The organism is Citrobacter sp. Cy070, from assembly GCF_030332245.1.
Classification (GTDB): Bacteria; Pseudomonadota; Gammaproteobacteria; order Enterobacterales; family Enterobacteriaceae; genus Citrobacter; species Citrobacter youngae.
In genome coordinates this window covers 29261-54042 of the sequence record NZ_JAOWIG010000091.1, presented here as the reverse complement: position 1 = coordinate 54042, position 24782 = coordinate 29261, and the positions used below count along the sequence as shown (strand labels likewise).

Here is a 24782-nt window from a genome sequence, read left to right as displayed (position 1 = left end):
ATATCCCATGAGCTTGCGATGAGTTTTGATATAGCCAAATACCCGACCCTGGCGCTGGTCGACTCCACCCAGGAGTTACGCCTGCTGCCGAAAGAGAGCCTGCCAAAGCTTTGCGACGAACTGCGCCGCTATTTGCTCGACAGCGTGAGCCGTTCCAGCGGGCACTTCGCCTCTGGTCTGGGCACGGTGGAACTCACCGTCGCGCTGCACTATGTCTACAACACCCCGTTTGACCAGTTAATCTGGGATGTGGGACATCAGGCTTATCCGCACAAAATCCTGACCGGCCGCCGCGATAAAATCGGCACGATTCGCCAGAAAGGCGGTTTGCATCCGTTCCCGTGGCGCGGTGAGAGCGAGTATGACGTACTGAGCGTTGGGCACTCCTCAACCTCCATCAGCGCTGGCATCGGTATTGCGGTTGCCGCTGAGAAAGAAGGCAAAGAACGTCGTACCGTCTGCGTGATTGGCGATGGCGCCATCACTGCTGGCATGGCGTTTGAAGCGATGAACCACGCGGGTGATATTAAACCCGACATGTTGGTTATTCTGAACGACAACGAAATGTCGATCTCAGAAAATGTCGGTGCGCTGAACAACCACCTGGCGCAATTGCTCTCCGGCAAACTTTACTCCTCGCTGCGCGAAGGCGGGAAGAAAGTGTTCTCCGGCGTACCGCCGATTAAAGAGCTGCTCAAACGTACCGAAGAACACATCAAAGGCATGGTTGTTCCGGGTACGCTGTTTGAAGAACTGGGCTTTAACTATATCGGTCCGGTGGACGGTCACGACGTGCTAGGGCTTATCACCACACTGAAGAACATGCGCGATCTGAAAGGCCCGCAGTTCCTGCACATCATGACCAAAAAAGGTCGTGGTTACGAGCCGGCAGAAAAAGATCCAATCACCTTCCACGCGGTACCAAAATTCGATCCGTCCAGCGGATGCCTGCCGAAAAGCAGCGGCGGCCTGCCGAGCTATTCAAAAATCTTCGGTGACTGGCTGTGCGAAACCGCGGCGAAAGACAATAAGCTGATGGCGATCACCCCGGCAATGCGCGAAGGCTCCGGCATGGTGGAGTTTTCCCGTAAGTTCCCGGACCGCTACTTCGATGTGGCGATTGCCGAGCAGCACGCGGTGACGTTTGCTGCCGGTCTGGCGATTGGCGGCTATAAGCCGGTCGTGGCGATTTACTCTACTTTTCTGCAACGCGCGTACGATCAGGTGCTGCATGATGTCGCCATTCAGAAACTGCCGGTCCTGTTCGCCGTCGACCGGGCGGGTATTGTGGGCGCAGATGGACAAACCCACCAGGGAGCGTTCGATCTCTCCTTCCTGCGCTGCATCCCGGAAATGGTCATCATGACCCCGAGTGATGAAAACGAATGCCGCCAAATGCTGTTCACCGGCTATCACTACAACGACGGTCCAACGGTCGTGCGCTACCCACGCGGTAACGCGGTGGGCGTAGAGTTGACCCCGCTGGAACAACTGCCTATCGGGAAAGGTATAGTGAAACGTCACGGGGAGAAAGTGGCAATTCTCAACTTCGGTACCCTGATGCCGGAAGCCGCTCAGGTCGCAGAGTCGATGAACGCCACGCTGGTGGATATGCGCTTTGTGAAACCGCTGGATGAAACGCTGATCCTGGAAATGGCTGCCCAACACGAAGTGCTGGTCACCATTGAAGAGAACGCCATTATGGGCGGTGCTGGCAGCGGCGTAAACGAAGTACTGATGGCACATCGTAAGCCCGTTCCGGTACTGAACATTGGCCTGCCTGATTTCTTCATTCCCCAGGGAACTCAGGACGAGGCTCGCGCCGAACTGGGCCTGAATGCCACCGGAATTGAGGCCAAAATCAAGGCCTGGCTGGCATAATCCCCCCCTCGCTCCTGCTATGCTTAATGAATAACACGCTAAGCAGGAGCGAATTTATGCAATACAACACCTTAGGAAAAACAGACCTTCGGGTCTCCCGCCTTTGTCTGGGCTGCATGACGTTTGGCGAACCCAATCGCGGCAATCACGCCTGGACGCTACCGGAAGAAAGTAGCCGTCCGATAATCAAACACGCCCTTGAGGGCGGTATTAACTTTTTTGATACCGCCAACAGCTACTCCGCTGGCAGCAGCGAAGAGATTGTCGGTCGCGCGCTGCGTGATTTCGCACGCCGTGAAGATGTCGTGGTCGCCACCAAGGTTTTTCATCAGGTTGACGACCTGCCGGAAGGATTATCCCGCGCACAAATCCTGCGCTCAATCGACGACAGCCTCAGACGTCTGGGTATGGACTATGTCGACATCCTGCAAATTCACCGCTGGGATTACAACACACCTATTGAAGAAACCCTGGAGGCTCTAAACGACGTAGTGAAAGCAGGTAAAGCGCGCTATATCGGTGCCTCATCCATGCACGCTTCGCAGTTTGCTCAGGCGCTGGCCATACAGAAGCAACACGGCTGGGCGCAGTTCGTTAGCATGCAGGATCACTACAATCTGATATACCGCGAAGAAGAACGCGAAATGCTGCCACTGTGCTATCAGGAAGGTGTGGCGGTGATCCCATGGAGTCCGCTGGCGCGTGGTCGCCTGACGCGCCCGTGGGGAGAAACGACGGCACGTCTGGTTTCCGATGAAGTCGGTAAAAATTTGTACAACGAGAGCGATGAAAACGATGCGCAAATTGCCGCACGGCTGGCCGGTATCAGTGAAGAATTAGGCGTCACGCGTGCACAGGTTGCGCTGGCCTGGCTACTGAGTAAACCCGGTGTGGCCGCGCCGATTATCGGTACGTCGCGTGAGGAACAGCTGGATGAGTTGCTTAATGCGGTGGATTTAACGCTGAAACCAGAGCAGGTAGCCGAGCTGGAAACGCCGTACAAACAGCATCCGGTGGTGGGATTTAAATAAGCATTGGCGATTGCTAATTGTAGGCCGGATAAGCATAACGCATCCAGCACTGATTGCCCGATGGAGCGACGCTTATCGGGCCTACAACAGCCCCCAAAAGGGTTAAATAATACCTACCGGCCAGTGATGACCGATAAAATACAAAATTCCGGCAGAGAGTATTCCGGCCACAATATCGTCGATCATGATCCCTGTACCGCCATGCACGTTGCGATCAAACCAGCGGATCGGCCACGGCTTCCACATATCCAGGATACGGAAAATCACAAAACCCGCGGCAACCCACTGCCAGTCGTTGGTTGGTAGCGCCATCAGGGTTATCCACATCCCGACAAACTCGTCCCAGACAATGCTGCCGTGATCGTGCACGCCCATATCTTTCGCCGTTTGATGGCACAGATAAACGCCAATACAGATAGACAACATGACCACCAGCGAATACAGCTGCCACGGCAGAAAGGTCATTAAATACCAAAATGGGATCGCCGCCAGCGATCCCATGGTGCCAGGAACAATTGGACTCAGTCCGCTGCCAAAACCGGTGGCCAACAAGTGCCACGGGTTGCGCATACTCAGGCGACTTTTGGCGACATCTTTTTTAAGGCGCTGCAAAATGGTCATATCCTTTCCAGTCGAACGTGACGGGTTTTCCGTCGCGCGTAAAGTGAATGCCTTCCACGTCCGCGCTCATCTGCCCAATGCAGGTAAACGCTGCGCCGAGATTCCCCAGCGCCACGTCCAGCGCGCCACGGTTAATTTCCGGTACGGTAAAGCATAACTCATAATCTTCCCCCCCCGAGAGCGCCCAGCGCAGCGCCTGTTCCGATTCCACGTGTTGGGCAAATGCCGGAGAGTAAGGCAGCGAATCAACGTTAACCCGCGCGCCGCAGCCGCTGGCATTAACGATATGCCCCAAATCGGAAATCAGGCCGTCGGAAATATCGATAGCGGCACTGGCCAGATCGCGCAGGGCTTGTCCCTGCAAGATGCGCGGCGTTGGCCGCAGATGACGTTTAAGCAGATAGTCTGCGTCTTTTGCATCTCCAACCTGCAACCGATTCTGTAAAATCGCCAGCCCCGCCGCGCTGTCTCCCGGCGTACCGGTAACATAAATCCAGTCTCCTGGTTTCGCTCCGGAGCGTTTTAAGGCCCGTCCTACAGGAACGTAGCCATGGATACCCAACGTCATCGACAGTGGCCCACGCGTGGTGTCACCGCCAATCAGCTGCATATCATAGTAATTCAGCAGTTCAAACAGGCCATCGCTGAAGGCTTCAAGCCAGGCTTCATCGACGTCAGGTAACGTGAGCGCTAACGTCAGCCATGCAGGGTCCGCCCCCATCGCCGCCAGATCGCTCAAATTCACCGCCAGCGCTTTCCAGGCGAGATCGGTCGGATCAATGTCAGGGAGGAAGTGGTTACCAGCTACCAGCGTATCGGTACTGATCGCCAGCGTCTGTTTTTCAGGGATGTTCAGAAGTGCGCAATCGTCACCAATACCGGTTTCGACATCAAGACGAGAGGTTCTTACGCGGTCAAAATAACGGGCAATCAGGGAAAATTCGCCGCATGCCATACGTTATGCCTCAGCAGAAAAAAAAGAAAAAGCCGGGGATAGCGGAAACATGTTCCACCATCCGACCGGCCTCGGAATTACTTTTTGTTGGGGCGAATCACAGGTGCTGCTTTATCCAGTACGCCGTTGACGAATTTGTGGCTGTCTTCAGCGCCGAAGGTTTTCGCCAGTTCAATCGCTTCGTTGATGGCCACTTTGTATGGCACATCGCTACGTTTAGACAGTTCAAACAGCGCAATACGCAGCACGGCTTTTTCTACCTGACCCAGCTCTTCCAGCAGGCGAGACAGGTAAGGCTTCATTAAGCCATCCAGGTACGCGCTGTTAGTCGCCACCCCGGACAGCAGTTCACGGAAATACAGAACGTCGACATCTTTTACGTCCTGTTCCGCCAGGAACTGGTATTCAACATCAGCGATGTCGTTCTGGGACAACTGCCAGGAGTAGAGCGCCTGGACGGCACACTCACGGGCGCGGCGACGAGCAGCAGGTTTCACGGATTTCCCCTTACAAAAATCAGGCCTTGATGGCTTTCAATACATTAATCATTTCAAGCGCAGTCAGTGCAGCTTCTGCGCCTTTGTTGCCGGCTTTAGTGCCAGCACGTTCGATGGCTTGTTCAATACTTTCGGTGGTCAGAACACCGAAGGCTACCGGAATGCCGCTGTCCTGAGCGACATGCGCCAGGCCATTGCTTGCACCGCCAGCCACATATTCGAAGTGCGCGGTACCGCCACGGATCACCGTACCGAGCGCAATCACCGCGTCGTATTTACCGGTTTTCGCCAGAGCGTCAGCCGCCAGCGGCAGCTCATAGGCACCTGGAACCCAAACAACGGTAATGTTTTCATCTTTAACCTGACCAATACGTTTCAGGGCGTCGATCGCACCTTCCAGCAGGCTGTCATTGATAAAGTTGTTGAAACGCGCAATGGTGATGGCGACGCGAGCGTCCGGGGTAGCAACGTTAGCTTCAATAATGTTCATATTCTTCCTTCGGGTTCGATTTATAGCCCCGTAAGGGGGGCGGATTTTATCATAATATTCTGTGCGCTGCTTCCTCTAAATCAGAAAGCCTCACGCAGTCGTTAAATGCAGGCAAACGTCCGGGCCCACCTGGCGTATCTCATTGAATTTGAAATGGGGGGCGTCAACCAGTTTCTCAAGGCCTGGAAGCACACATAATCCTCGCGCATCGCTGCCTAACAGTTTAGGCGCAACATACACGATTAGCTCATCGACCAAACCGGCCTGTAATAATGCCCCCGCGAGCGTTGGGCCTGCTTCTACCCAAATGCTGTTAATTTGCTGTTTGCCCAGTTGCATCATCAGCACCACCAGATCCAGATGCCCGTTATGTTCCGGCACCTTCAGGCTACGAACCGTCTCCGGCCAGCTACGAGGGTCGTCTTCAGTCCGGACAATCCAGGTTTCTCCAGGCTGTTGCACAATACGATGCTCCGGCGTGACCTGATTCTGGCTATCCAGAACAATGCGGATTGGCTGGCGCAGCTCTTCCTGCGGGTAACTCGCCTGAGTTGATTCCCCAAGCTCCGACCAACGCACGGTAAGCTGAGGGTCGTCGGCTAACACCGTAGCGCTACTGGTTAAAATGGCATGGCTTTGCGCGCGTAAACGTTGCACATCGCGGCGCGCCTGTGGTGAGGTAATCCACTGGCTTTCACCGCTGGCCATCGCCGTACGGCCATCAAGCGAGGCGCCAAGCTTAAGCTGCACATAAGGGAATCCGGTACGCATACGCTTAAGGAAGCCTTTATTCAGTTGCTCAACTTCGCTCATCATCAGCCCGTGGCTGACATCAATGCCCGCCTGCTGCAAACGGTAGAGCCCACGTCCTGCGACCTGCGGATTGGGATCCTGCATCGCCGCAACCACACGCGATACACCTGCGGCAATCAACGCATCGCAGCACGGCGGCGTACGGCCATGATGGCTACAAGGTTCAAGCGTGACATAGGCGGTTGCACCTTGTGCTTTTTCTCCCGCCATCCGCAGGGCATGGACTTCGGCATGTGGTTCGCCCGCGCGGTGATGATACCCTTCACCGACGATCTCCCCATCTTTAACAATCACGCAGCCCACGTTGGGATTGGGGTGAGTGGTAAAACGTCCGCGCGCAGCAAGCTTCAGCGCGCGCGCCATGTATAATTCATCCTGCATGGCTTAGTCCTGTAGGCGAGCAATCTCCTCGCCAAATTCTTTGATATCTTCGAAACTCCGGTAAACCGAAGCAAAGCGGATGTAGGCGACTTTATCGAGTTTTTTCAACTGCTCCATCACCAGGTTGCCAATCATCTTGCTCGGCACCTCACGCTCGCCAGTCGCACGCAGTTGTGATTTGATATGGTTCAACGCCATTTCGACGTCATCAGAGCTGACCGGACGTTTCTCAAGCGCTCTGAGCATGCCGCTGCGCAGCTTATCTTCATTAAAGGGTTCACGCACATCGTTGCTTTTCACAACGCGCGGCATGACTAGTTCAGCCACTTCAAAAGTGGTGAAACGTTCGTTACAGACCAGACACTGCCGACGGCGGCGTACTGAGGAGCCCTCGCCGACAAGACGAGAGTCAATTACCTTAGTGTCTACGGCGAAACAGAATGGGCAATGCATACGGCGTCCTGTACCTCAGTGGTTGACCGGAATCTATTTTACCCTGAACTGGCGTGACAACAAAGGCGCAACGCTTTTGAGACAAAGGATCGATGCCTTCGCGCTCAGTGCGCACTACCATTATGCTATCGCGACAATAAAGGAAGTAATCACAATGACAAGACGTTACCTAAGAATTCTCCTGGTGGGAAGTCTCTTTAGCCTAAGCGCCTGCGCACAGCAAAGCGAAGTACGCCAGATGCATCAAAGTGTTAGCACGTTGAATAAAGAGATGACGCAGCTAAATCAGGAAACGGTAAAAATTACTCAACAAAATATGTTGAACGCAAAATCAACCAGCGGCGTCTATCTGCTGCCAGGTTCCAAAACCCCTGCCCGACTGGACAGCCAGATAGGCACGTTACGTATGTCGCTGATAAATATTGCGCCGAACGCCGACGGTACGCGCCTGACGCTGCGGATTCAGGGTGAATCCAACACGCCTTTACCCGCCTTTAGCGCCACCGTCGAATACGGGCAAATTCAGGGCACCACGGACAACTATCAGGAAGTGAACGTTCACAACCAATTGGTCAACGCCCCGGCAAGTATTCTTGCCCCCAGTGATGTAGACATTCCATTGCAGTTAAACGGACTGTCTCCAGATCAGTTAGGTTTTGTTCGCATCCACGACATCCAACCTGTTAGTCAATAAACTTTTTGCGGAACGTTTTTGTGCGTTCCGCAACATCACTCCCGCCAATTTTGTTACTCCTCTGACATAAGCGATATTTCCGGTAAAACTTGGCAACATTCACCGGAGCCAGTACAATTCGCCGCCTAAAGTACGCAAACGTGAACGCAATCGATTACGCAAATGATAGAACTGTGAAACAAAACATATTTTTGTGAACAATGATTTTTATAATAGGCACCGAAGAAACACGAAATATTTCTACACAAAATCATGCAAGACGTATCAAGGCGGCAACTGCGTGAATCCCTGGAGCTTACATCAGTAAGTGACAGGGGTGAGCAAAGGCAGCCAACAAAGAGGCGGCTTGAAGGATGAAGTGTATAGAAACGCAAATTGCGCATTTTTCTATCCCGAAAGGGATTTCAAACAGTGGCATACATATGAAAAAAACATTACTTGCAGCCGGTGCAGTGCTGGCGCTCTCCTCGTCTTTTACTGCCAACGCGGCAGAAAATGACAAACCGCAATATCTGTCCGACTGGTGGCACCAGAGCGTCAACGTGGTGGGTAGCTACCACACCCGTTTCTCCCCGAAACTGAACAACGACGTGTATCTGGAATATGAAGCGTTTGCCAAAAAAGACTGGTTTGACTTCTATGGCTACATCGATATTCCTAAAACCTTCGACTGGGGTAACGGCAACGATAAAGGTATCTGGTCTGACGGTTCCCCGCTGTTTATGGAAATCGAACCGCGTTTCTCCATCGACAAGCTGACCGGCGCTGACCTGAGCTTCGGTCCGTTCAAAGAATGGTATTTCGCCAACAACTACATCTACGATATGGGTGATAACAAAGCCAGCCGCCAGAGCACCTGGTATATGGGTCTGGGTACCGATATCGATACCGGTCTGCCGATGGGTCTGTCTCTGAACGTGTATGCTAAATACCAGTGGCAGAACTATGGCGCATCCAACGAAAACGAGTGGGATGGCTACCGTTTCAAAGTGAAATACTTTGTGCCGATCACCCAGGTATGGGGCGGCCAGTTGACCTACATCGGCTTCACCAACTTCGACTGGGGCTCAGATTTGGGTGACGATCCGAACCGCACCAGCAACTCTATCGCTTCCAGCCACGTTCTGGCGCTGAACTACGATCACTGGCACTACTCCGTAGTGGCGCGTTACTTCCACAACGGCGGCCAGTGGAAAGGTGGGGATACTCTGAACTGGGGCGAAGGCGATTTCAGCGCGAAATCTACCGGTTGGGGTGGTTACCTGGTTGTGGGTTACAACTTCTAATCCAGCCAATCTATCGCAGACAAGCCAGCTTAACCGCTGGCTTTTTTATGGCCGGTCTTCACAGCGTACTTTACGTAAAAAGTCACTTAGCGATCGATCCGCTGATTCGCAAAAATACCTGTTAAGCGGCGTGATCTTCAGACAACGATCAACGCGAAAACAGCGATAATCGTCACGTTTTTCACACCAGGCAACGAGCAGCCAGTGCTCGCCCCAGAAAAATAATCCCAGCGGCTGAACGTCGCGCCAGGAGAGATTCCCGGACTCATCGCGATAATGCAGCGCCAGCGCCTGCTGCGCCGAAACCGCGCGATGAATGAGATCGAACGCACTGCGTGAATGCGGCTGATTACCAAAATCAGGTGCGAAAATCCGCGTTTGCTCGGCTCTGCGCCGACTCTCTGGCGGTAATATCGCCAACACTTTTTCCTGTGCTGATTCCAGCGCCTGTGAGAGTGAATCCCCGCCCCATGTTTTCAGCAACCGAATCGCTACCATCAACGCTTCTGATTCGTGCTGGGTTAGCATCAACGGCGGCAGATCAAACCCCGCCATTAAGCGGTATCCACTACCCACTTCGCCTTCAATGGGCACGCCGGATAAAGAGAGATCGCGGATATCGCGATAAATCGTCCGTTCAGACACCTCCAGACGTTCTGCCAGCAGCGCCGCCGTTGTCACTCGCCTGCCACGCAGGATTTGTACAATCTGAAACAAGCGGTCGGCGCGTCTGGTCATATTAATCGTCAGTCCTGAAAAAATTACGCGGGTTGATGTAAACCAACGCGATTGCCTTCGCTGTCAGTAAACAGCGCAATCGTGCCAATGTCTTGCCCCAGTTCAAGCGGGCCAAACACGCACTGGCCACCAGCGGTGGCGACGCGTTCAAGCGTTGCAGCCAAATCGTCCGTATGCAGGTAAATAATAGCGCCCTGCGCTGAAGGCGTAATACCGTCAAATTTAGCCAGCGCCCCGCCGGGAGCGGGATCCTGATGCGGAAATACGGCCAGCTCCGCGCAGTCCATGTTCTCCCGACGCAAAGAAACCTGCATCACTGGTTCATAAAAAGCAATGGCGCGATCCATTTGTGCTACGGGGATTTCAAACCAATTAATTACGTTGCTCATACTTCCTCCTGCCTGTGTGGGTAATCTCAGAAGGACTATAAGACAGGGCTACTGACAGCATACTGTCAGTAGTGTGGCGACAGGAAAAGATAATTGCCTGTCGCTAATTCACAGGCAAAAAAAATCCCGACCTTACGATCGGGATTCCAGTATCTTTACTCTTAATGGTTAAGGAAGAATCGACGGTTGATCCGCCCCTTCTTTCTCGACCTTCTGCTGCAGCATGTGCTCACGCTTCATACCCAGCTTCAGCGCCAGCGCCGATGCCACGTAGATAGAAGATGCGGTACCGATGGAAACACCGATCAGCATCGTCAGCGAGAAGCCTTCCAGTACCGGACCACCGAACAGGAACAGCATCAGAATAACCATCAACGTTGTACCGGACGTAATCAACGTACGGTGCAGCGTTTGAGTCAGTGACACGTTAAAGATTTCGTAAGGCGTACCGCGACGAATCTTGCGGAAGTTTTCACGAATACGGTCAGATACAACGATACTGTCGTTCAGCGAGTAACCGATTACCGACATCAGTGATGCGACGATAGTCAGGTCAATCTCGATATGGAACAACGACAGGATCCCAAGTGTGATAATCACGTCGTGCGCCAGAGCGATAACCACCCCCGCCGCCAGTCGCCACTCAAAGCGGAAACCGACGTACACCAGGATGGAGATCAGCGCCGCCATCAGCGCCATCGCACCGGTTTGCGCCAGATCAGCCCCCACGCTCGGACCCACGAATTCAATTCGCTTCACCGCGGCGTTTTGGTTGGTGGATTCGTTAATCACACTCAACACTTTGCTGCCCAGCACCTGACCGCCGTCTGCACCTTCAGTTGGCGGCATACGTACCATAATGTCGTGGCTGCTGCCGAAGTTCTGCAGAAGCGGATCAACAAAGCCCGCTTTCTCCAGCGCATCGCGCATCACGTCCATATCGGCCGGTTTTTCCAGCGTGATTTCAATAACCGTACCACCGGTGAAATCGAGACCCCAGTTAAACCCGCGTACGCCCATCACCACGATGGCCGCAATCAGCAGGAAACCTGAAATGCCGAAAGCCCAGTAGTCCCAGCGCATAAAGTCCCAGACTTTACGGCCGTGGTTTAATTGTTCAACAGTATATTCCTGTGCCACTTCGCACTCCTCAGATTGACAGCTTTTTGACGCGCTTGCCGCCATACAACAGGTTTACGATGGCACGTGTACCGACAATCGCGGTAAACATCGACGTCGCCACACCAATACCGGTAGTAATCGCGAACCCTTTAATTGCCCCGGTGCCAACTGCGTACAGGATGATGACCTTGATCAGCGTCGTAATGTTCGCATCAAAGATGGAGCTAAATGCGCCCGCATAACCTTCGTTGATGGCCTGCTGCACCGAACGCCCGTTACTCAACTCTTCTTTGATACGTTCGTTGATCAGTACGTTCGCATCGACCGCGACGGCAAGGGTTAAGACGATCCCCGCAATCCCCGGCATACTCAGCGTAGCGCCCGGCAGTAGCGACATAATACCGACAATCAGCACCAGGTTAGCAATCAGCGCACTGGTCGCAATCAGACCGAACTTCTTATAGAAGAAGATCATGAACAGGATAGACACCACCAGACCGGCCAGACACGCTTCCAGACCCTGTTTAATGTTCTGCATACCCAGGGTTGGGCCGATGGTACGTTCTTCAACAATCTGAATCGGCGCAATCAGCGCACCGGCACGCAGCAGCAGAGAGAGCTGACGCGCTTCGTTCGGGTTGTTGATACCGGTGATACGGAAGCTGTTACCCAGGCGAGACTGGATATTGGCAATGTTAATCACCTCTTCCTGTTTCACCAGTACGGCACGACCGTTAGCATCTTTCTTACCGCTGTCTTTGTACTCCACGAACAGGGTCGCCATCGGCTTACCGATGTTGTCCTTGGTGAAGTTGGACATAATGTTACCACCCGCGCTATCCAGCGAGATGTTAACCTGCGGCTGATTGTATTCGTCCTGGCTGGAAGTGGAGTCGGTGATATGGTCACCGGTCAGGATCACGCGCTTGTACAGCACAACAGGCTGACCTTCACGAGACTGTTTCACTTCCGAATCACCCGGAACACGACCCGATGCCGCAGCGGACTGGTCAACGTTGGTGTTTACCAGACGGAACTCCAGCGTCGCGGTTGCGCCCAGAATTTCTTTCGCACGCGCGGTATCCTGAATACCCGGCAGTTCGACCACGATGCGGTCAGCACCCTGACGTTGTACAACCGGCTCAGCAACACCCAGTTGGTTAACACGGTTACGCAGAATGTTGATGTTCTGCTGTACCGCGTATTCACGGGCTTCGCTCAGACGCGCATCGGTCATTACCGCACGCAGTGCATTGCTGCCCTGGCTGGAAATAACCAAATCCTGGTGACGCTTGCTCAGGTAAGAGATAGCTTCATCACGGGCGCTGCTATCACGGAAGGTGATGCTCAGACCGTAGTTATCTTCTTTGCGAACGGTAGTATAAGGAATGCCTTTTTCACGCAGATCGCTGCGCAGGCTATCAATATTTTGTTCCTGCAACTTACTCAACGCGGTGTCCATATCCACTTCCATCAGGAAGTGAACGCCGCCACGCAGGTCAAGACCGAGTTTCATCGGTTCTGCGTGAATGGCTGCCAGCCAGCGCGGGGTTGCCGGAGCAAGGTTAAGCGCCACGACGTATTGATCGCCCAGCACGCCCATTAATACTTCACGTGCGCGCAGTTGGGTATCAGTGGAGTCGAAGCGCGCGAGAATAGCACCCTCTTCCAGAGCCACAGACTTAGGTGTGATTTTATCTTCTTGTAACGTTTTCTGGACCTGGATCAGCGTTTGCTCACTGGCGGCGGCACCGCGCACGCCAGTGATTTGAACAGCCGGATCCTCACCATACAGGTTGGGAAGCGCATAGAGCAGACCGACGACAATAACGACGATCAGCATGACATACTTCCACAAAGGATAACGGTTTAACACGGCAGTTCCCTTTGGGAAAACAATAAATTACAGCGCCTTCATGGTGCCTTTCGGCAGAACGGCAGCTACGAAATCACGTTTAATAACCACTTCAGTGGTGTCGTTCAGCGCGATAGCGATGTAGCCAGATTCTGCTACTTTGGTCACGCGACCCACCAGACCACCGTTAGTCAGCACTTCATCGCCTTTCGCAATGGAGTTCATCAGATTTTTGTGTTCTTTGGTACGCTTTTGCTGCGGGCGCAGGATCATGAAGTAGAAAATCAGACCAAACACCACCAGCATCAGAATCAGAGACATCGGGCTGCCCTGCGCCGGAGCACCTGTTGCCGCTACCGCATCAGAAATAAAAAAGCTCATTCAAATTCCCTCATTATTAAAATTAATCAACGTTCACAGGTGGAACTGGTCTACCCTGACGTTGGTAAAAATCGGTCACGAAGCTCTCTAATTTACCCTCTTCAATAGCCTTGCGTAAACCCGCCATCAAACGCTGGTAGTAGCGAAGGTTATGAATCGTGTTGAGTCGCGCGCCCAATATTTCGTTGCAACGGTCAAGATGATGCAAGTAAGCGCGCGAATAATTGCGACAGGTGTAGCAATCACACTCAGCATCGAGCGGACTGGTGTCGCTTTTATGTTTCGCGTTACGAATTTTTACCACGCCGTCAGTCACAAACAAATGACCATTACGGGCATTTCGCGTTGGCATCACGCAGTCAAACATATCGATACCGCGACGCACGCCTTCAACCAGATCTTCTGGTTTACCGACGCCCATCAGGTAACGCGGTTTATCAGCCGGAATCTGCGGGCAAACATGCTCCAGAATGCGGTGCATATCTTCCTTCGGTTCACCAACAGCCAAACCGCCGACAGCGTAGCCATCAAAGCCGATATCTACCAGACCTTTGACGGAGATATCACGTAAATCTTCGTAAACACTGCCCTGAATGATGCCAAAAAGCGCATTTTTGTTGCCGAGGCTATCAAAACGGTCACGGCTGCGCTTCGCCCAACGCAAAGACATCTCCATCGAGCGTTTAGCATAGTCCCAGTCGGCAGGATACGGTGTACATTCGTCGAAGATCATCACGATATCGGAACCGAGATCGTATTGAATCTCCATCGACTTCTCAGGATCGAGGAAAATCGGATCGCCGTTGATCGGGTTACGGAAATGCACGCCTTGTTCGGTTATCTTACGGATGTCGCCCAGACTGAATACCTGGAAGCCACCAGAATCGGTGAGGATTGGGCCTTTCCACTGCATGAAATCGTGCAGATCGCCGTGCAGCTTCATGATTTCCTGACCCGGGCGCAGCCACAGGTGGAAAGTGTTGCCCAGGATGATCTGTGCGCCGGTCGCTTCAACTTCTTCCGGCGTCATACCTTTTACTGTGCCGTAAGTACCGACCGGCATAAAAGCAGGCGTTTCCACTACGCCACGATCAAAAACCAGGCGGCCGCGGCGAGCGCGACCGTCTGTGGTATCCAGTTCAAATTTCATCTTCACTCCTGCGTCAGAAAAACAGTCCGACGTTTTAAACACTCATGCCGGAAACTTATTCCCCGACACGCTCAGAAATAGCCTGCGGATTGTACGTGATAAACATGGCATCACCGTAACTAAAAAAGCGATATTCCGCTTTTACCGCTTCATGATAGGCGCGCATGGTGTTTTTGTAGCCAGCAAATGCGGAAACCAGCATGATCAGCGTCGATTCCGGCAGATGGAAGTTGGTCACCAACGCGTCTATCACTTTGTATTGATAGCCTGGATAGATGAAGATCTGCGTATCGCCGAAGAACGGTTCAATAAGGTCGTTTTTGGCTGCCTGCGCTGCGCTTTCCAGTGAACGTACGGAGGTGGTACCTACTGCAATCACGCGGTTGCCGCGGGCTTTCGCCGCCAGCACAGCATCAACCACATCCTGCGGCACTTCCGCATACTCGGAGTGCATGATGTGATCTTCGATGGTGTCTACGCGCACCGGCTGGAAAGTACCCGCGCCGACGTGTAGCGTAACGAACGCCATCTCAATGCCTTTATCACGCAGTTTTGCCAACAGTGGTTCGTCAAAGTGCAGACCGGCGGTCGGCGCGGCGACCGCGCCCGGTTTTTCGCTGTACACGGTCTGGTACAGCTCGCGGTCGGCGTCTTCATCCGGACGATCGATATATGGCGGCAGCGGCATGTGGCCGATGGCGTTCAGAATATCCAGCACACTGCGTTCGTCGTTAAACTCAACTTCAAACAGCGCGTCATGGCGCGCCACCATCGTTGCTTTAATGCTTTCGTCATCGCCCAGCAGCAGCTCTGCGCCCGGCTTCGGCGCTTTTGAAGCACGAATATGCGCCAGAATACGTTTGTCATCCAGCATACGCTCGACCAGCACTTCAATCTTGCCGCCACTGGCTTTACGGCCAAACAGACGAGCCGGGATCACGCGGGTATTATTAAAGACCAGCAGATCTCCAGGGTTGAGCTTATCGAGCAAATCAGTGAAAGTACCGTGCGTCAGCGCGCCCGTCGGCCCATCCAGTGACAGCAAGCGGCAACTGCTGCGCTCAGCTTGCGGATAGTGGGCAATCAGGGATTCGGGTAATTCAAAGGTGAAATCGGTAACGCGCATGACACTGACTCAGACTAAAATAAGAGGCGGGTAGTCTAGTGCCGGGGCGTTCTCCCTGCAACCTTTACCCCTCAAGTTAAGAGACATAATCTATACACAAAATCATTCAAGATGCATCGAGGCGGCAACTGAATGAGTCCCCGGAGCTTACTCAAGTAAGTGACTGGGGTGAGTGACAAATCTGTCAGGAACAGATTTGAACGTCGCAAAGCGACGGCCCGTAAGGGCGAGTCTCAGGACGAGACGAGTAACTCAGCAGCTAACAAAGAGGCAGTTTGAAGGATGAAGTGGATATGAATTTTCTTGCACATTTGCATCTGGCCCACCTTGCCGATAGCTCGCTTTCCGGCAATCTGCTGGCCGATTTTGTCCGGGGTAATCCCCAAACGCACTATTCGCCCGACGTGGTGGAAGGCATCTTCATGCACCGTCGCATCGACGTAATGACCGATAACCTGCCACAGGTGCGTGAAGCCAAGGAGTGGTTTCGTAGCGAAACGCGTCGCGTCGCACCGATTACACTGGACGTCATGTGGGATCATTTTCTGTCGCGCCACTGGTCGGAAATCTCTCCCGATTTCCCACTGACGGATTTTGTGCGCTACGCGCACACCCAGGTTGCCACTATTCTGCCAGAATCACCGCCGCGCTTTATTAATCTGAACAATTATATGTGGTCAGAGAAATGGCTTGAGCGCTATCGCGACATGGATTTTATCCAGAACGTACTCAACGGCATGGCCAGTCGCCGTCCACGTCTCGATGCCCTACGCGACTCATGGTATGACCTCAATACGCATTACGATGCGTTAGAAGAACGATTCTGGCAGTTTTATCCGCAAATGATGGACCAGGCGCGGCGTAAAACCCTTTGATTGTAGCCCGCATGACGCGCCGGATAAGCAGTAGCCGTCATCCGGCAAAAGATTGATAGACAAAACCTGTCTCATTGATTGCCAGCGCCTCTTTGTCTTATTCCCGAACACTCTCTATACTGGCCCGCGTTGCGTTCCAAAAACCCCTTAACTTTGCAGGAGAATTATATGGTACTGGTAACTCGTCAGGCTCCGGATTTCACAGCAGCTGCGGTACTGGGTAGCGGTGAGATTGTTGATAACTTCAACTTCAAACAGCATACCAACGGTAAAACCACCGTTCTGTTCTTCTGGCCGATGGACTTCACCTTCGTTTGCCCGTCTGAACTGATCGCATTCGACAAGCGTTACGAAGAATTCCAGAAGCGCGGCGTAGAAGTGGTTGGCGTTTCTTTTGACTCTGAATTTGTCCACAACGCATGGCGTAACACCCCTGTCGACAAAGGCGGCATCGGTGCAGTGAAATACGCAATGGTTGCTGACATCAAACGCGAAATCCAGAAAGCCTACGGCATCGAGCACCCGGAAGCGGGCGTTGCTCTGCGTGGTTCTTTCCTGATCGACGCTAACGGCGTTGTTCGTCACCAGGTGGTTAACGACCTGCCGCTGGGTCGTAACATCGACGAAATGCTGCGTATGGTTGACGCGCTGCAGTTCCACGAAGAACACGGCGACGTTTGCCCGGCACAGTGGGAAAAAGGTAAAGAAGGTATGAACGCCTCTCCGGACGGCGTAGCAAAATACCTGACTGAAAACGTTTCCAGCCTGTAATTGGCATGAATCGAAAAAAGGCCGCAAAAGCGGCCTTTTTTATTGGCTCTGACCCGTCCGTTAAAACGCGAAGCAGGAACAACCGAGCGCCCCCCAGAAGGCCCGGTCATCTGACACAGGAATCCCCGATTTACGCGCTATATCATGCTGATGACCGTGTACGCCGCAGCTGCCACAGCACTGATGCATCTGCACCATTGCGCCAATTTTTGCCGCAGCAGGAGGCGCTGAGCGATAGTGCCCCGGCACCTTCACTACCGGCGACCAGTCAGGTACAACCGGGATGGCCGGCGGTGCTAGTGGGGTGAAATGTCCGGCGGCATAAACAACCTTGCCGTCGACAATCGTCATCACCGACTCAATGCCTTTGATCTCTTCTTCCGGCACGCTGAAATAGTCTTTTGACAGCACCACCAGATCTGCCAGTTGATCCTTTTCAATACGCCCTTTCTTACCCTGCTCGCTGGAGAACCAGGCACTGCCTGCTGTCCACAGTTCCAGCGCCACATCGCGCGCCAGACGGTTGTTATCATCATACATCGCCATACCGCCAACGGTGCGTCCTGATACCAGCCAGTACAACGCTGTCCACGGGTTGTAACTTGCCACGCGCGTAGCATCGGTACCCAGGCCAACCGGCACATCAGCCGCCAGCATTTTCGCCACCGGCGGCGTATGTTTAACCGCCTCTTTGCCATAGCGATCGATAAAATACTCGCCCTGGAATGCCATACGGTGCTGAACTGCAATGCCACCGCCCAGCGCTTTTACCCGCTCGATGTTGCGTTCAGTAATCGTTTCGGCGTGATCGAAGAACCAGTGCAGGCCATTGAACGGAATGTCACGGTTCACCTTCTCAAACACGTCGAGCATGCGGCTGATGGATTCATCGTAGGTGGCATGCAGGCGGAACGGCCAACGATGTTCCACCAGGTGGCGCACCACGCGCTCCAGTTCCTCTTCCATCCCTTCCGGTAAATCCGGGCGTGGCTGCAGGAAATCTTCGAAGTCAGCCGCCGAGAAGACCAACATTTCCCCTGCCCCGTTAGCACGATAGAAATCGGTTCCCTGCCCGGGTTTGAGCATATCCGTCCAGCGCTCAAAGTCTTCCACTTCCTGCTTCGGACGCTGGGTAAACAGGTTGTAGGCAATACGCACCGTCATCTGCTGGTTCGCGTGCAGTTGCTCGATGATCTCGTAATCTTCCGGGTAGTTCTGGAAGCCGCCGCCGGCATCGATGGCGCTGGTCAGCCCCAGTCGGTTCAGTTCACGCATAAACTGGCGGGTCGAGTTAACCTGCATCTCTAACGGCAGTTTTGGCCCTTTCGCCAGCGTCGAATAGAGGATCATGGCGTTCGGTTTGGCTATCAACATTCCGGTTGGATTGCCGTTGCTGTCACGCACAATCTCACCGCCCGCCGGATCCGGCGTCGCTTTGGTGTAGCCGACGGCTTTCAACGCAGCGCGGTTCAGCAAAGCCCGGTCGTAGAGATGCAGAACAAAAACTGGGGTATCCGGAGCAGCTTCATTCAGTTCTTCCAGGGTTGGCATGCGCCGTTCGGCAAACTGAAACTCGCTCCAGCCGCCGACCACCCGTACCCATTGCGGAGACGGCGTCCGATCGGCTTGCTCTTTGAGCATGCGCAGCGCATCTGCGAGCGATGGGACACCTTCCCAGCGCAGCTCCAGGTTGTAGTTCAACCCACCGCGAATGAGGTGCAGGTGCGAATCATTTAAACCCGGGATCACGGTGTGTCCCTGCAGATCGACAATCTGCGTACCGTCGGTCGCAAAGCTCATTACCCGATCGTGACTACCCGTCGCGAGGATCTTCCCGTTAGCGATCGCCACCGCCTCTACCTGCGGGCTTTGCTTTTCGAGAGTATGAATTTTTCCGTGAGTCAGAATCAGTGTGGCAGTTTGAGACATAACAATCTCCTGAGAAACCGGTCAGGCTTTTTTCAGCCATCCGGCAAACAGACGGGTTACGATGGGCATCCACAACCAGACCACCAGCGCAACCACACAGGCATCATTAATCAGATGCAGGAGTAACGAGCCTTTCATTGAAGGCAGCAGAATACCGGTCAGCCACGGCACCAGGTTGGTACTGGGGAAAATCACCAGCAGCGTTATCAAAAACTGCTTCCAACGTTTGGGCTGACGTACATGGGGGGCTGGCGGCGTAAACCAGAAGGCCGCTTCGGTGCGCACTTCTGTTTTATCGCCTTCGGCCAGCAGCGGCGCAATTTCTTCAACCAGCTCCCGGCGCGTATCAGATTGAGTCCAGTTATACAGATGCTCAAGGGTGTCGAAGCGAATGATGATGTTCCACAGATTTTGTCCATCTGTGGGTCGAATGACATTCGCCCCAAGATGTCCGGGAAACTCGGCGGCCAGCGGCATGATTTTCCCCAACCACTGCTCATAACGCTGCGCCTGGTCAGGCCGCAGGGTGTGAGTAATTACCAACGTCACATGTTTGTTCTGCGCCATGAAAGGTTCCTTGCTAAAGGGAAATTGACCTGCTTAAGCCATGAAAGCAATACACAATTATTCGTGAAACATCGAGGCGGCAAGATTGTGTAGCCCCGGTCACTTACATAAGTCAGTGACCGGGGTACGCAAACTAAGCCAACAAAGAGGCAACATGAAAGATGGCGTGTATTCAGGCTTTACGTTCCGGCGCGCCATGCACCATGGTATACGCGTAATCCACACCCATACCGTAGGCGCCGCTGTGTTCACGCACCAAATCCATAACGGCGTCGTAGGTTTCTTTGCGGGACCAGTCGCGCTGGTACTCAAGAAGAACCTGTTGCCAGGTCACAGGTACAGCACCCGCCTGCACCATGCGATCGATGGAACGTTCATGGGCATCCACCGACGTGCCGCCTGAAGTGTCTGTTACCACATACACTTCGTAGCCCGCTTCCAGCGCCATCAGCGCCGGGAAGGTCAGGCACACTTCGGTCCACAACGCGGAAATAATCAGTTTTTTACGCCCGGTCGCTTCTACCGCCTTAACAAAGGCTGCATCTTCCCAGGAGTTCATAGAGGTGCGTTCAATCGGTTTCACATCAGGATGAACAGCTAACAATTCCGGCCAGATATATCCGCTAAAACTTTTCGTTTCTACTGAAGTATAAATTACTGGAACATTGAATATTTTCCCGGTTTTGGCTAATGCAACGGTATTATTTTTCAATGTCTGGCGATCAATATTCGCCACACCAAATGACATTTGCGGCTGATGGTCAATAAAAATTAGCGTAGAGTTTTGAGGGTCAATCAGTTCCCGAATAGACATAGCACACCTTCTTAATCAATAAGTTAAAAGGTAACGGTCTGTATCTGCCGTCAGCAGCAGGATCCTGAATCAGAAAGCTTGTTGAGTATAGCGGGAAATTTCTAACGAGTTATTAAAGAAAACTTACCGTCCTGTGAAACTATTCGTTCTGTGTTGCGATATATCCTAAACAACATCAAAAAAATGCGCATGACTCATCTAATTTATTCACTGGCATTGTTTTTCTCCATTCGGTAAAACAGAGGGGTTTAATTTTCAGGATATTTTCTGCTTATGCGCCTCAATCTGGATGTTCTGCTGATCCTCGACGCACTCGACAAACAGGGGTCATTTGCTGCGGCGGCCGAATCGCTGTTTAAAACCCCTGCGGCACTCAGCTATATGATTCAGAAGCTGGAAAGCGATCTGAACATCGAATTGCTTGACCGTTCCGGACACCGGGCAAAATTCACCGACACCGGACGGATGATGCTGGAAAAGGGGCGTCTACTGCTGAGTGCGGCAAAAGATCTCGAAAAGCAGGCAATACAGCTAAGTTCCGGCTGGGAAAAGGAGTTGGCAATAGCGCTCGATGATTCTTTTCCCTTTGCCGCGCTGCTACCTATTATTGATGAATTTCATGCACTTAATAAACAAACCCGTCTCAACTTCACCCACCATACGCTGGCGGGTTCATGGGAGGAGCTGACCCATAATGGAGCAGATATCATTCTGGGGGCGATTAATGAACCACCAACGTCAGCGGCCTGGTCCTACAAAATGCTCGGCACGCTGGACAATGTCTTTGTCGTCGCCCCAGGACACCCGCTGGCGAGCGCGCCTGATGACCTGACGAATGAGCAATTGTGTCTGCACCGGGCGATTGTTATCAGCGACAGCGCTCGCTTTTGCCACCCATTACAGACCAACCTGATGGATGAACAGGCGCAAATTCGCGTCGATGATTTCCACAGTAAGGTGATGCTGCTGCGGGCGGGAATGGGCTGCGGATTTCTCCCCCGCCACATTGCCAGCCCATGGATTGCCAGCGGTGAACTGGTGGAAAAGAAGGTTATCTCATTTCGTCAAAAAGATGTCGCCTATATGGCATGGCGCAATAGTAGCGAAGGACTGGCGCAGCGCTGGTGGCGAGACGCGCTGCTGGCCAGTGGGGAAATTGCGCGCTTGTATCAATGACTCATCCAGACTGAAGCCGATATTGCGGGCAGCGTCAGGATATCATCGACGAGTTGGCCTTTGCCCTCTTTGTGCTGCCATTGACTGACATTGAGCAACGGTGAGGCTGGCAGCACGACTTCACAAGCGTGGCCGCGGTTTATCGCCACCAACACGCGCTGGCGGTTTAGCACGCGTGCAAACACCACCACGTTATCCTCGGCGTAAATCACCTGGCACCCACCGTGGCGTAGCGCCTGGATCTGGTGACGTAATTTGGCCAGACGCTGATACAACGCCAGCAGGTCAGCGTCCTGTTTTTCAGGCTGCCACGGGAACGGTTTGCGACAAAAAGGATCGTTATTTCCATCCAGCCCCACTTCGTCGCCGTAGTAAATACAGGGCACGCCAGGCCAGGTAAATAACCACACCACCGCCAGCGGTAACCGTGCAACGTCTTTACCAAGCAGAGATTTAAAACGGGCGGTATCGTGGCTGTCGAGCTGATTAAACATCCGCAACTGCTGCTGATGCGACAACCCCGCGCGGTAGCTATCCATCCACGCCATACAGGTCTGAGCGTCAATAGATTGTGGGTCGTATGAAATATCGGTATTGGCGAGGAATCCCCAGAGGGGGAAAGTAAAACCGCGATAGTTCATGGCGGCATCTTCCGCATCGGCCTGCAACCACTGACGCGCATCGCCAAAATGTTCACCCACCACATACGCCTCTGGCTGGGTTTCTTTCGCCGCCTGCGTAATTCCGGCGACATGCTGCAAGTTATTACGTGCGCCACCGGCCTCTCCCAGCATATGCACGACATCCAGACGCCAGCCGTCCATACTCCACGGTGCTTTTAGCCAGTGGCGAACAATGCTGTCTTCGCCACGATAAATTTCATTTACCAGGCTTTCAGAGGAAAAGTCCAGTTTGGGTAGGCTTGAGTACCCCAACCAGTCCAGCGCAACCCCATCATCAGAGAAATGGTACCAGTCGCGCCAGGGGGAGTTTGGGTTATGGCACGCCCCGTCCGTCCCGCGATGATGTCGATCAAACCAGGCATGCGAATCGCCGCTATGGTTAAAGACACCGTCCAGAATCAGCCGCATGCCCTGCTGTTGCGTATTGTGACGCAGGCGCAGCAGCGCCCTGTCGCCGCCAAACAGCGGATCAACATGGCGGTAATCTTCAGTATCATATTTATGTACGCTCGGCGCGATAAACACCGGATTCAGATACAGCGCCGTTACCCCTAACGTCTTCAGATACGGCAGTTTCTCGCTGATGCCGTCCAAATCTCCGCCATAAAACGTCGAACCACCGGCCTGAGCCGTAAGCGGTTCATCCCATTCGCGCCGCACGATGTCGTGTCCGGCCGCGTGGTGGTAATAGACGTTATCCTGAGTCGCTTCACGCGACTGGCTGCGGGCAAAGCGATCCGGGAAAATCTGATAAAAAATCTGATCGGCAACCCACTGCGGACCGTTATCCGGTACATCAACAGCAAACTGCTCCAGACGCGCAGGCGGAAAGCGGTTGAATCCCTGCGGGGTGAACCACAACTGGCGATCGCGCCACAGTAATTTAAAGCTATAGCGTCGGCGGGGCTGTCCGCTGGTAAGATCGATCGCCGCTCGCCACGCGTTCACGCCCGGCTGCGGTTGGCTACGCAGTTTGTGCATGCTCAGAGAAATTTCTTCGTTATCGTTTTCCGCGCGTAGCGTCACCCGCTGAGGAGGATTTTCCCCTGCCAGCCATAATGTAATCGTCAGTTGATCTTTGTTTTGCTTCACAAATGGGGCAACCGGAAGGTGCCAGGCGTTCAACATCACGTATCCCCTTTGATGATAATGACGACACCTTGCCATAGCGAAGTACAGGATCACTCATCATCTTAACGTTTATTGGGGGAGGAGTGCGGGGGAGGAGAAAATTACCGGGTAACGTCAGACTACCCGGTAAACAATGAATACTTATTGGCCATCAGGCAAATTGAAAGTAGGCTTTTCCAAATTTAGATGGGAGAGCGCTTCAGGCATACCACTGAACATAACTTGCGCTACATTATTAAAGTTATAGGTATTTTTATCGGCATTGGCAAAATGCTGTTGCATTGAACCGAGCAATGACACCATTTCGTTGAAAGCATCCTTGGCTGTCTCCTTGTCTTGACCACTTTTCATTTCAGTGTATGCCTGATTGATGGCATATTTGAATATATTAAAGAAAGCAACTACATCGTCACCACCATTAAACAGCTCTCCATTACCTTCAGCCATTTTATTTATGGTTTCTTGAAAATATGTTTTAGTGTTATTGGCTTCGAGATGCGCCCCCCTAAAAACCCCAAATGCTTCAAGACGTGTTGAGCCATTACTTTGAGATACATCGAGAGCAAGAATATTCCTAACACCTTTATTAATTAAGTCCCTATTTTCATAAGCTAAAGCTTTTCTCTGTTCCAGATTTAGCAAGGCATCCTTGCTGTGGTGAATACTAAAAAATTGCAGGATTTTATTCTTAAGTGATTTTTTTTCTGGAACACTATTTTTCTTTACAACGTCGTTTTTTACCTTAGCGACATTCTCCGCTTGAATAGTTGCATTTTTCGCTACATGGCTCTTTGGATTACTCATTACCTTTGTTTCTGGCTGTAGAAGAACTTCACGTTTTAACTCCGACCTCCGCAAGTCTTCTGCTCCAGGGGGTGCAGGCCGTGGGGTATTCTGCACCGACGCCTGCTTATGCACATCTGTACGGAGCGGCACCTGCGGAGGGGTCTGCACCGACGCCTGCTTGTGCACA

Annotated in this window: 25 protein-coding genes; 7 read left to right on the top strand and 18 right to left on the bottom strand. The window is 52.9% G+C overall.

The window, feature by feature from the left end:
• Positions 1–18 precede the first annotated feature (18 nt).
• Positions 19–1881 (top strand): 1-deoxy-D-xylulose-5-phosphate synthase, encoded by a 1863-nt coding sequence (dxs, locus tag OGY19_RS22150; RefSeq protein WP_115600845.1) that lies wholly within the window; start codon positions 19–21, stop codon positions 1879–1881.
• A 56-nt stretch (positions 1882–1937) separates the two neighbouring features.
• Complete coding sequence (yajO, locus tag OGY19_RS22145; RefSeq protein ID WP_115600846.1) at positions 1938–2912, top strand: 1-deoxyxylulose-5-phosphate synthase YajO; 975 nt, start codon at positions 1938–1940, stop codon at positions 2910–2912.
• Positions 2913–3014: 102 nt separating this feature from the next.
• Here yajO and pgpA read toward each other — a convergent pair whose 3' ends face one another.
• From pgpA to nrdR, 6 genes are all read right to left on the bottom strand, one after another.
• Entirely contained in the window at positions 3015–3533 is a 519-nt protein-coding gene (gene pgpA / locus OGY19_RS22140) for a phosphatidylglycerophosphatase A (protein WP_115600847.1), read from the bottom strand.
• Positions 3511–4488, bottom strand: coding sequence for a thiamine-phosphate kinase (gene thiL / locus OGY19_RS22135; protein ID WP_115600848.1), 978 nt, complete (start codon positions 4486–4488; stop codon positions 3511–3513). The genes pgpA and thiL overlap by 23 nt, the downstream gene beginning before the upstream one ends.
• A 77-nt stretch (positions 4489–4565) precedes the next feature.
• Positions 4566–4985, bottom strand: a complete 420-nt coding sequence (gene nusB / locus OGY19_RS22130; protein ID WP_000801129.1) for a transcription antitermination factor NusB — start codon at positions 4983–4985, stop codon at positions 4566–4568.
• 19 nt (positions 4986–5004) lie between these two features.
• Entirely contained in the window at positions 5005–5475 is a 471-nt protein-coding gene (gene ribH, locus OGY19_RS22125; RefSeq protein ID WP_003021575.1) for a 6,7-dimethyl-8-ribityllumazine synthase, read from the bottom strand.
• A 90-nt stretch (positions 5476–5565) separates the two neighbouring features.
• On the bottom strand, positions 5566–6669 hold the full coding sequence (gene ribD / locus OGY19_RS22120) for a bifunctional diaminohydroxyphosphoribosylaminopyrimidine deaminase/5-amino-6-(5-phosphoribosylamino)uracil reductase RibD (RefSeq protein WP_115600849.1): 1104 nt from the start codon (positions 6667–6669) through the stop codon (positions 5566–5568).
• A gap of 3 nt (positions 6670–6672) precedes the next feature.
• A complete protein-coding gene (gene nrdR / locus OGY19_RS22115; protein ID WP_016152032.1) occupies positions 6673–7122 on the bottom strand; it encodes a transcriptional regulator NrdR in 450 nt (149 codons plus the stop codon).
• Positions 7123–7276: 154 nt separating this feature from the next.
• Between nrdR and OGY19_RS22110 the strand changes: the two genes are divergently transcribed.
• Positions 7277–7816 carry a SadB/YajI family lipoprotein gene (locus OGY19_RS22110; protein ID WP_048212439.1) on the top strand — a complete coding sequence of 180 codons (540 nt, stop codon included), beginning with the start codon at positions 7277–7279 and terminating at the stop codon, positions 7814–7816.
• A 422-nt stretch (positions 7817–8238) separates the two neighbouring features.
• Positions 8239–9102 carry a nucleoside-specific channel-forming protein Tsx gene (locus OGY19_RS22105; protein WP_003021561.1) on the top strand — a complete coding sequence of 288 codons (864 nt, stop codon included), beginning with the start codon at positions 8239–8241 and terminating at the stop codon, positions 9100–9102.
• 45 nt (positions 9103–9147) lie between these two features.
• Here the strand turns inward: OGY19_RS22105 and OGY19_RS22100 are convergent, their stop codons facing one another.
• The 7 genes from OGY19_RS22100 to queA all read right to left on the bottom strand — a co-directional run bounded on the left by OGY19_RS22100 (position 9148) and on the right by queA (position 15863).
• Positions 9148–9840 (bottom strand): helix-turn-helix transcriptional regulator, encoded by a 693-nt coding sequence (locus tag OGY19_RS22100; RefSeq protein WP_115600851.1) that lies wholly within the window; start codon positions 9838–9840, stop codon positions 9148–9150.
• A 23-nt stretch (positions 9841–9863) separates the two neighbouring features.
• Complete coding sequence (locus OGY19_RS22095) at positions 9864–10229, bottom strand: VOC family protein (protein WP_003021554.1); 366 nt, start codon at positions 10227–10229, stop codon at positions 9864–9866.
• 168 nt (positions 10230–10397) lie between these two features.
• Complete coding sequence (gene secF / locus OGY19_RS22090; RefSeq protein WP_003021550.1) at positions 10398–11369, bottom strand: protein translocase subunit SecF; 972 nt, start codon at positions 11367–11369, stop codon at positions 10398–10400.
• A gap of 10 nt (positions 11370–11379) precedes the next feature.
• Positions 11380–13227, bottom strand: coding sequence for a protein translocase subunit SecD (secD, locus tag OGY19_RS22085; protein WP_003021547.1), 1848 nt, complete (start codon positions 13225–13227; stop codon positions 11380–11382).
• Between the two features lie 27 nt (positions 13228–13254).
• Positions 13255–13587, bottom strand: coding sequence for a preprotein translocase subunit YajC (yajC, locus tag OGY19_RS22080; RefSeq protein WP_003021544.1), 333 nt, complete (start codon positions 13585–13587; stop codon positions 13255–13257).
• Between the two features lie 22 nt (positions 13588–13609).
• Entirely contained in the window at positions 13610–14737 is a 1128-nt protein-coding gene (gene tgt / locus OGY19_RS22075) for a tRNA guanosine(34) transglycosylase Tgt (protein WP_003021535.1), read from the bottom strand.
• 55 nt (positions 14738–14792) lie between these two features.
• Positions 14793–15863 carry a tRNA preQ1(34) S-adenosylmethionine ribosyltransferase-isomerase QueA gene (gene queA, locus OGY19_RS22070; RefSeq protein WP_115600852.1) on the bottom strand — a complete coding sequence of 357 codons (1071 nt, stop codon included), beginning with the start codon at positions 15861–15863 and terminating at the stop codon, positions 14793–14795.
• Between the two features lie 293 nt (positions 15864–16156).
• Between queA and acpH the strand changes: the two genes are divergently transcribed.
• Positions 16157–16738, top strand: coding sequence for an ACP phosphodiesterase (gene acpH / locus OGY19_RS22065; RefSeq protein ID WP_048212443.1), 582 nt, complete (start codon positions 16157–16159; stop codon positions 16736–16738).
• A 168-nt stretch (positions 16739–16906) separates the two neighbouring features.
• Positions 16907–17509 (top strand): peroxiredoxin, encoded by a 603-nt coding sequence (locus tag OGY19_RS22060; protein WP_048212444.1) that lies wholly within the window; start codon positions 16907–16909, stop codon positions 17507–17509.
• Between the two features lie 60 nt (positions 17510–17569).
• Here the strand turns inward: OGY19_RS22060 and OGY19_RS22055 are convergent, their stop codons facing one another.
• The 3 genes from OGY19_RS22055 to OGY19_RS22045 form a co-directional block, all read right to left on the bottom strand.
• On the bottom strand, positions 17570–19438 hold the full coding sequence (locus OGY19_RS22055) for an amidohydrolase (RefSeq protein ID WP_115600853.1): 1869 nt from the start codon (positions 19436–19438) through the stop codon (positions 17570–17572).
• A gap of 21 nt (positions 19439–19459) precedes the next feature.
• Positions 19460–20005 (bottom strand): antibiotic biosynthesis monooxygenase, encoded by a 546-nt coding sequence (locus OGY19_RS22050; protein ID WP_005125120.1) that lies wholly within the window; start codon positions 20003–20005, stop codon positions 19460–19462.
• Between the two features lie 172 nt (positions 20006–20177).
• Positions 20178–20819 (bottom strand): hydrolase, encoded by a 642-nt coding sequence (locus OGY19_RS22045; RefSeq protein ID WP_048212446.1) that lies wholly within the window; start codon positions 20817–20819, stop codon positions 20178–20180.
• 273 nt (positions 20820–21092) lie between these two features.
• Between OGY19_RS22045 and OGY19_RS22040 the strand changes: the two genes are divergently transcribed.
• On the top strand, positions 21093–21995 hold the full coding sequence (locus OGY19_RS22040) for a LysR family transcriptional regulator (RefSeq protein ID WP_061067412.1): 903 nt from the start codon (positions 21093–21095) through the stop codon (positions 21993–21995).
• Here OGY19_RS22040 and malZ read toward each other — a convergent pair.
• Positions 21989–23806, bottom strand: coding sequence for a maltodextrin glucosidase (malZ, locus tag OGY19_RS22035; protein ID WP_115600855.1), 1818 nt, complete (start codon positions 23804–23806; stop codon positions 21989–21991). The two genes, OGY19_RS22040 and malZ, sit on opposite strands and share 7 nt — an antisense overlap.
• 144 nt (positions 23807–23950) lie before the next feature.
• Positions 23951–24782, bottom strand: an 832-nt coding sequence (locus OGY19_RS22030; RefSeq protein WP_286597212.1) for a hypothetical protein, incomplete at its 5' end; no start/stop codon positions are given.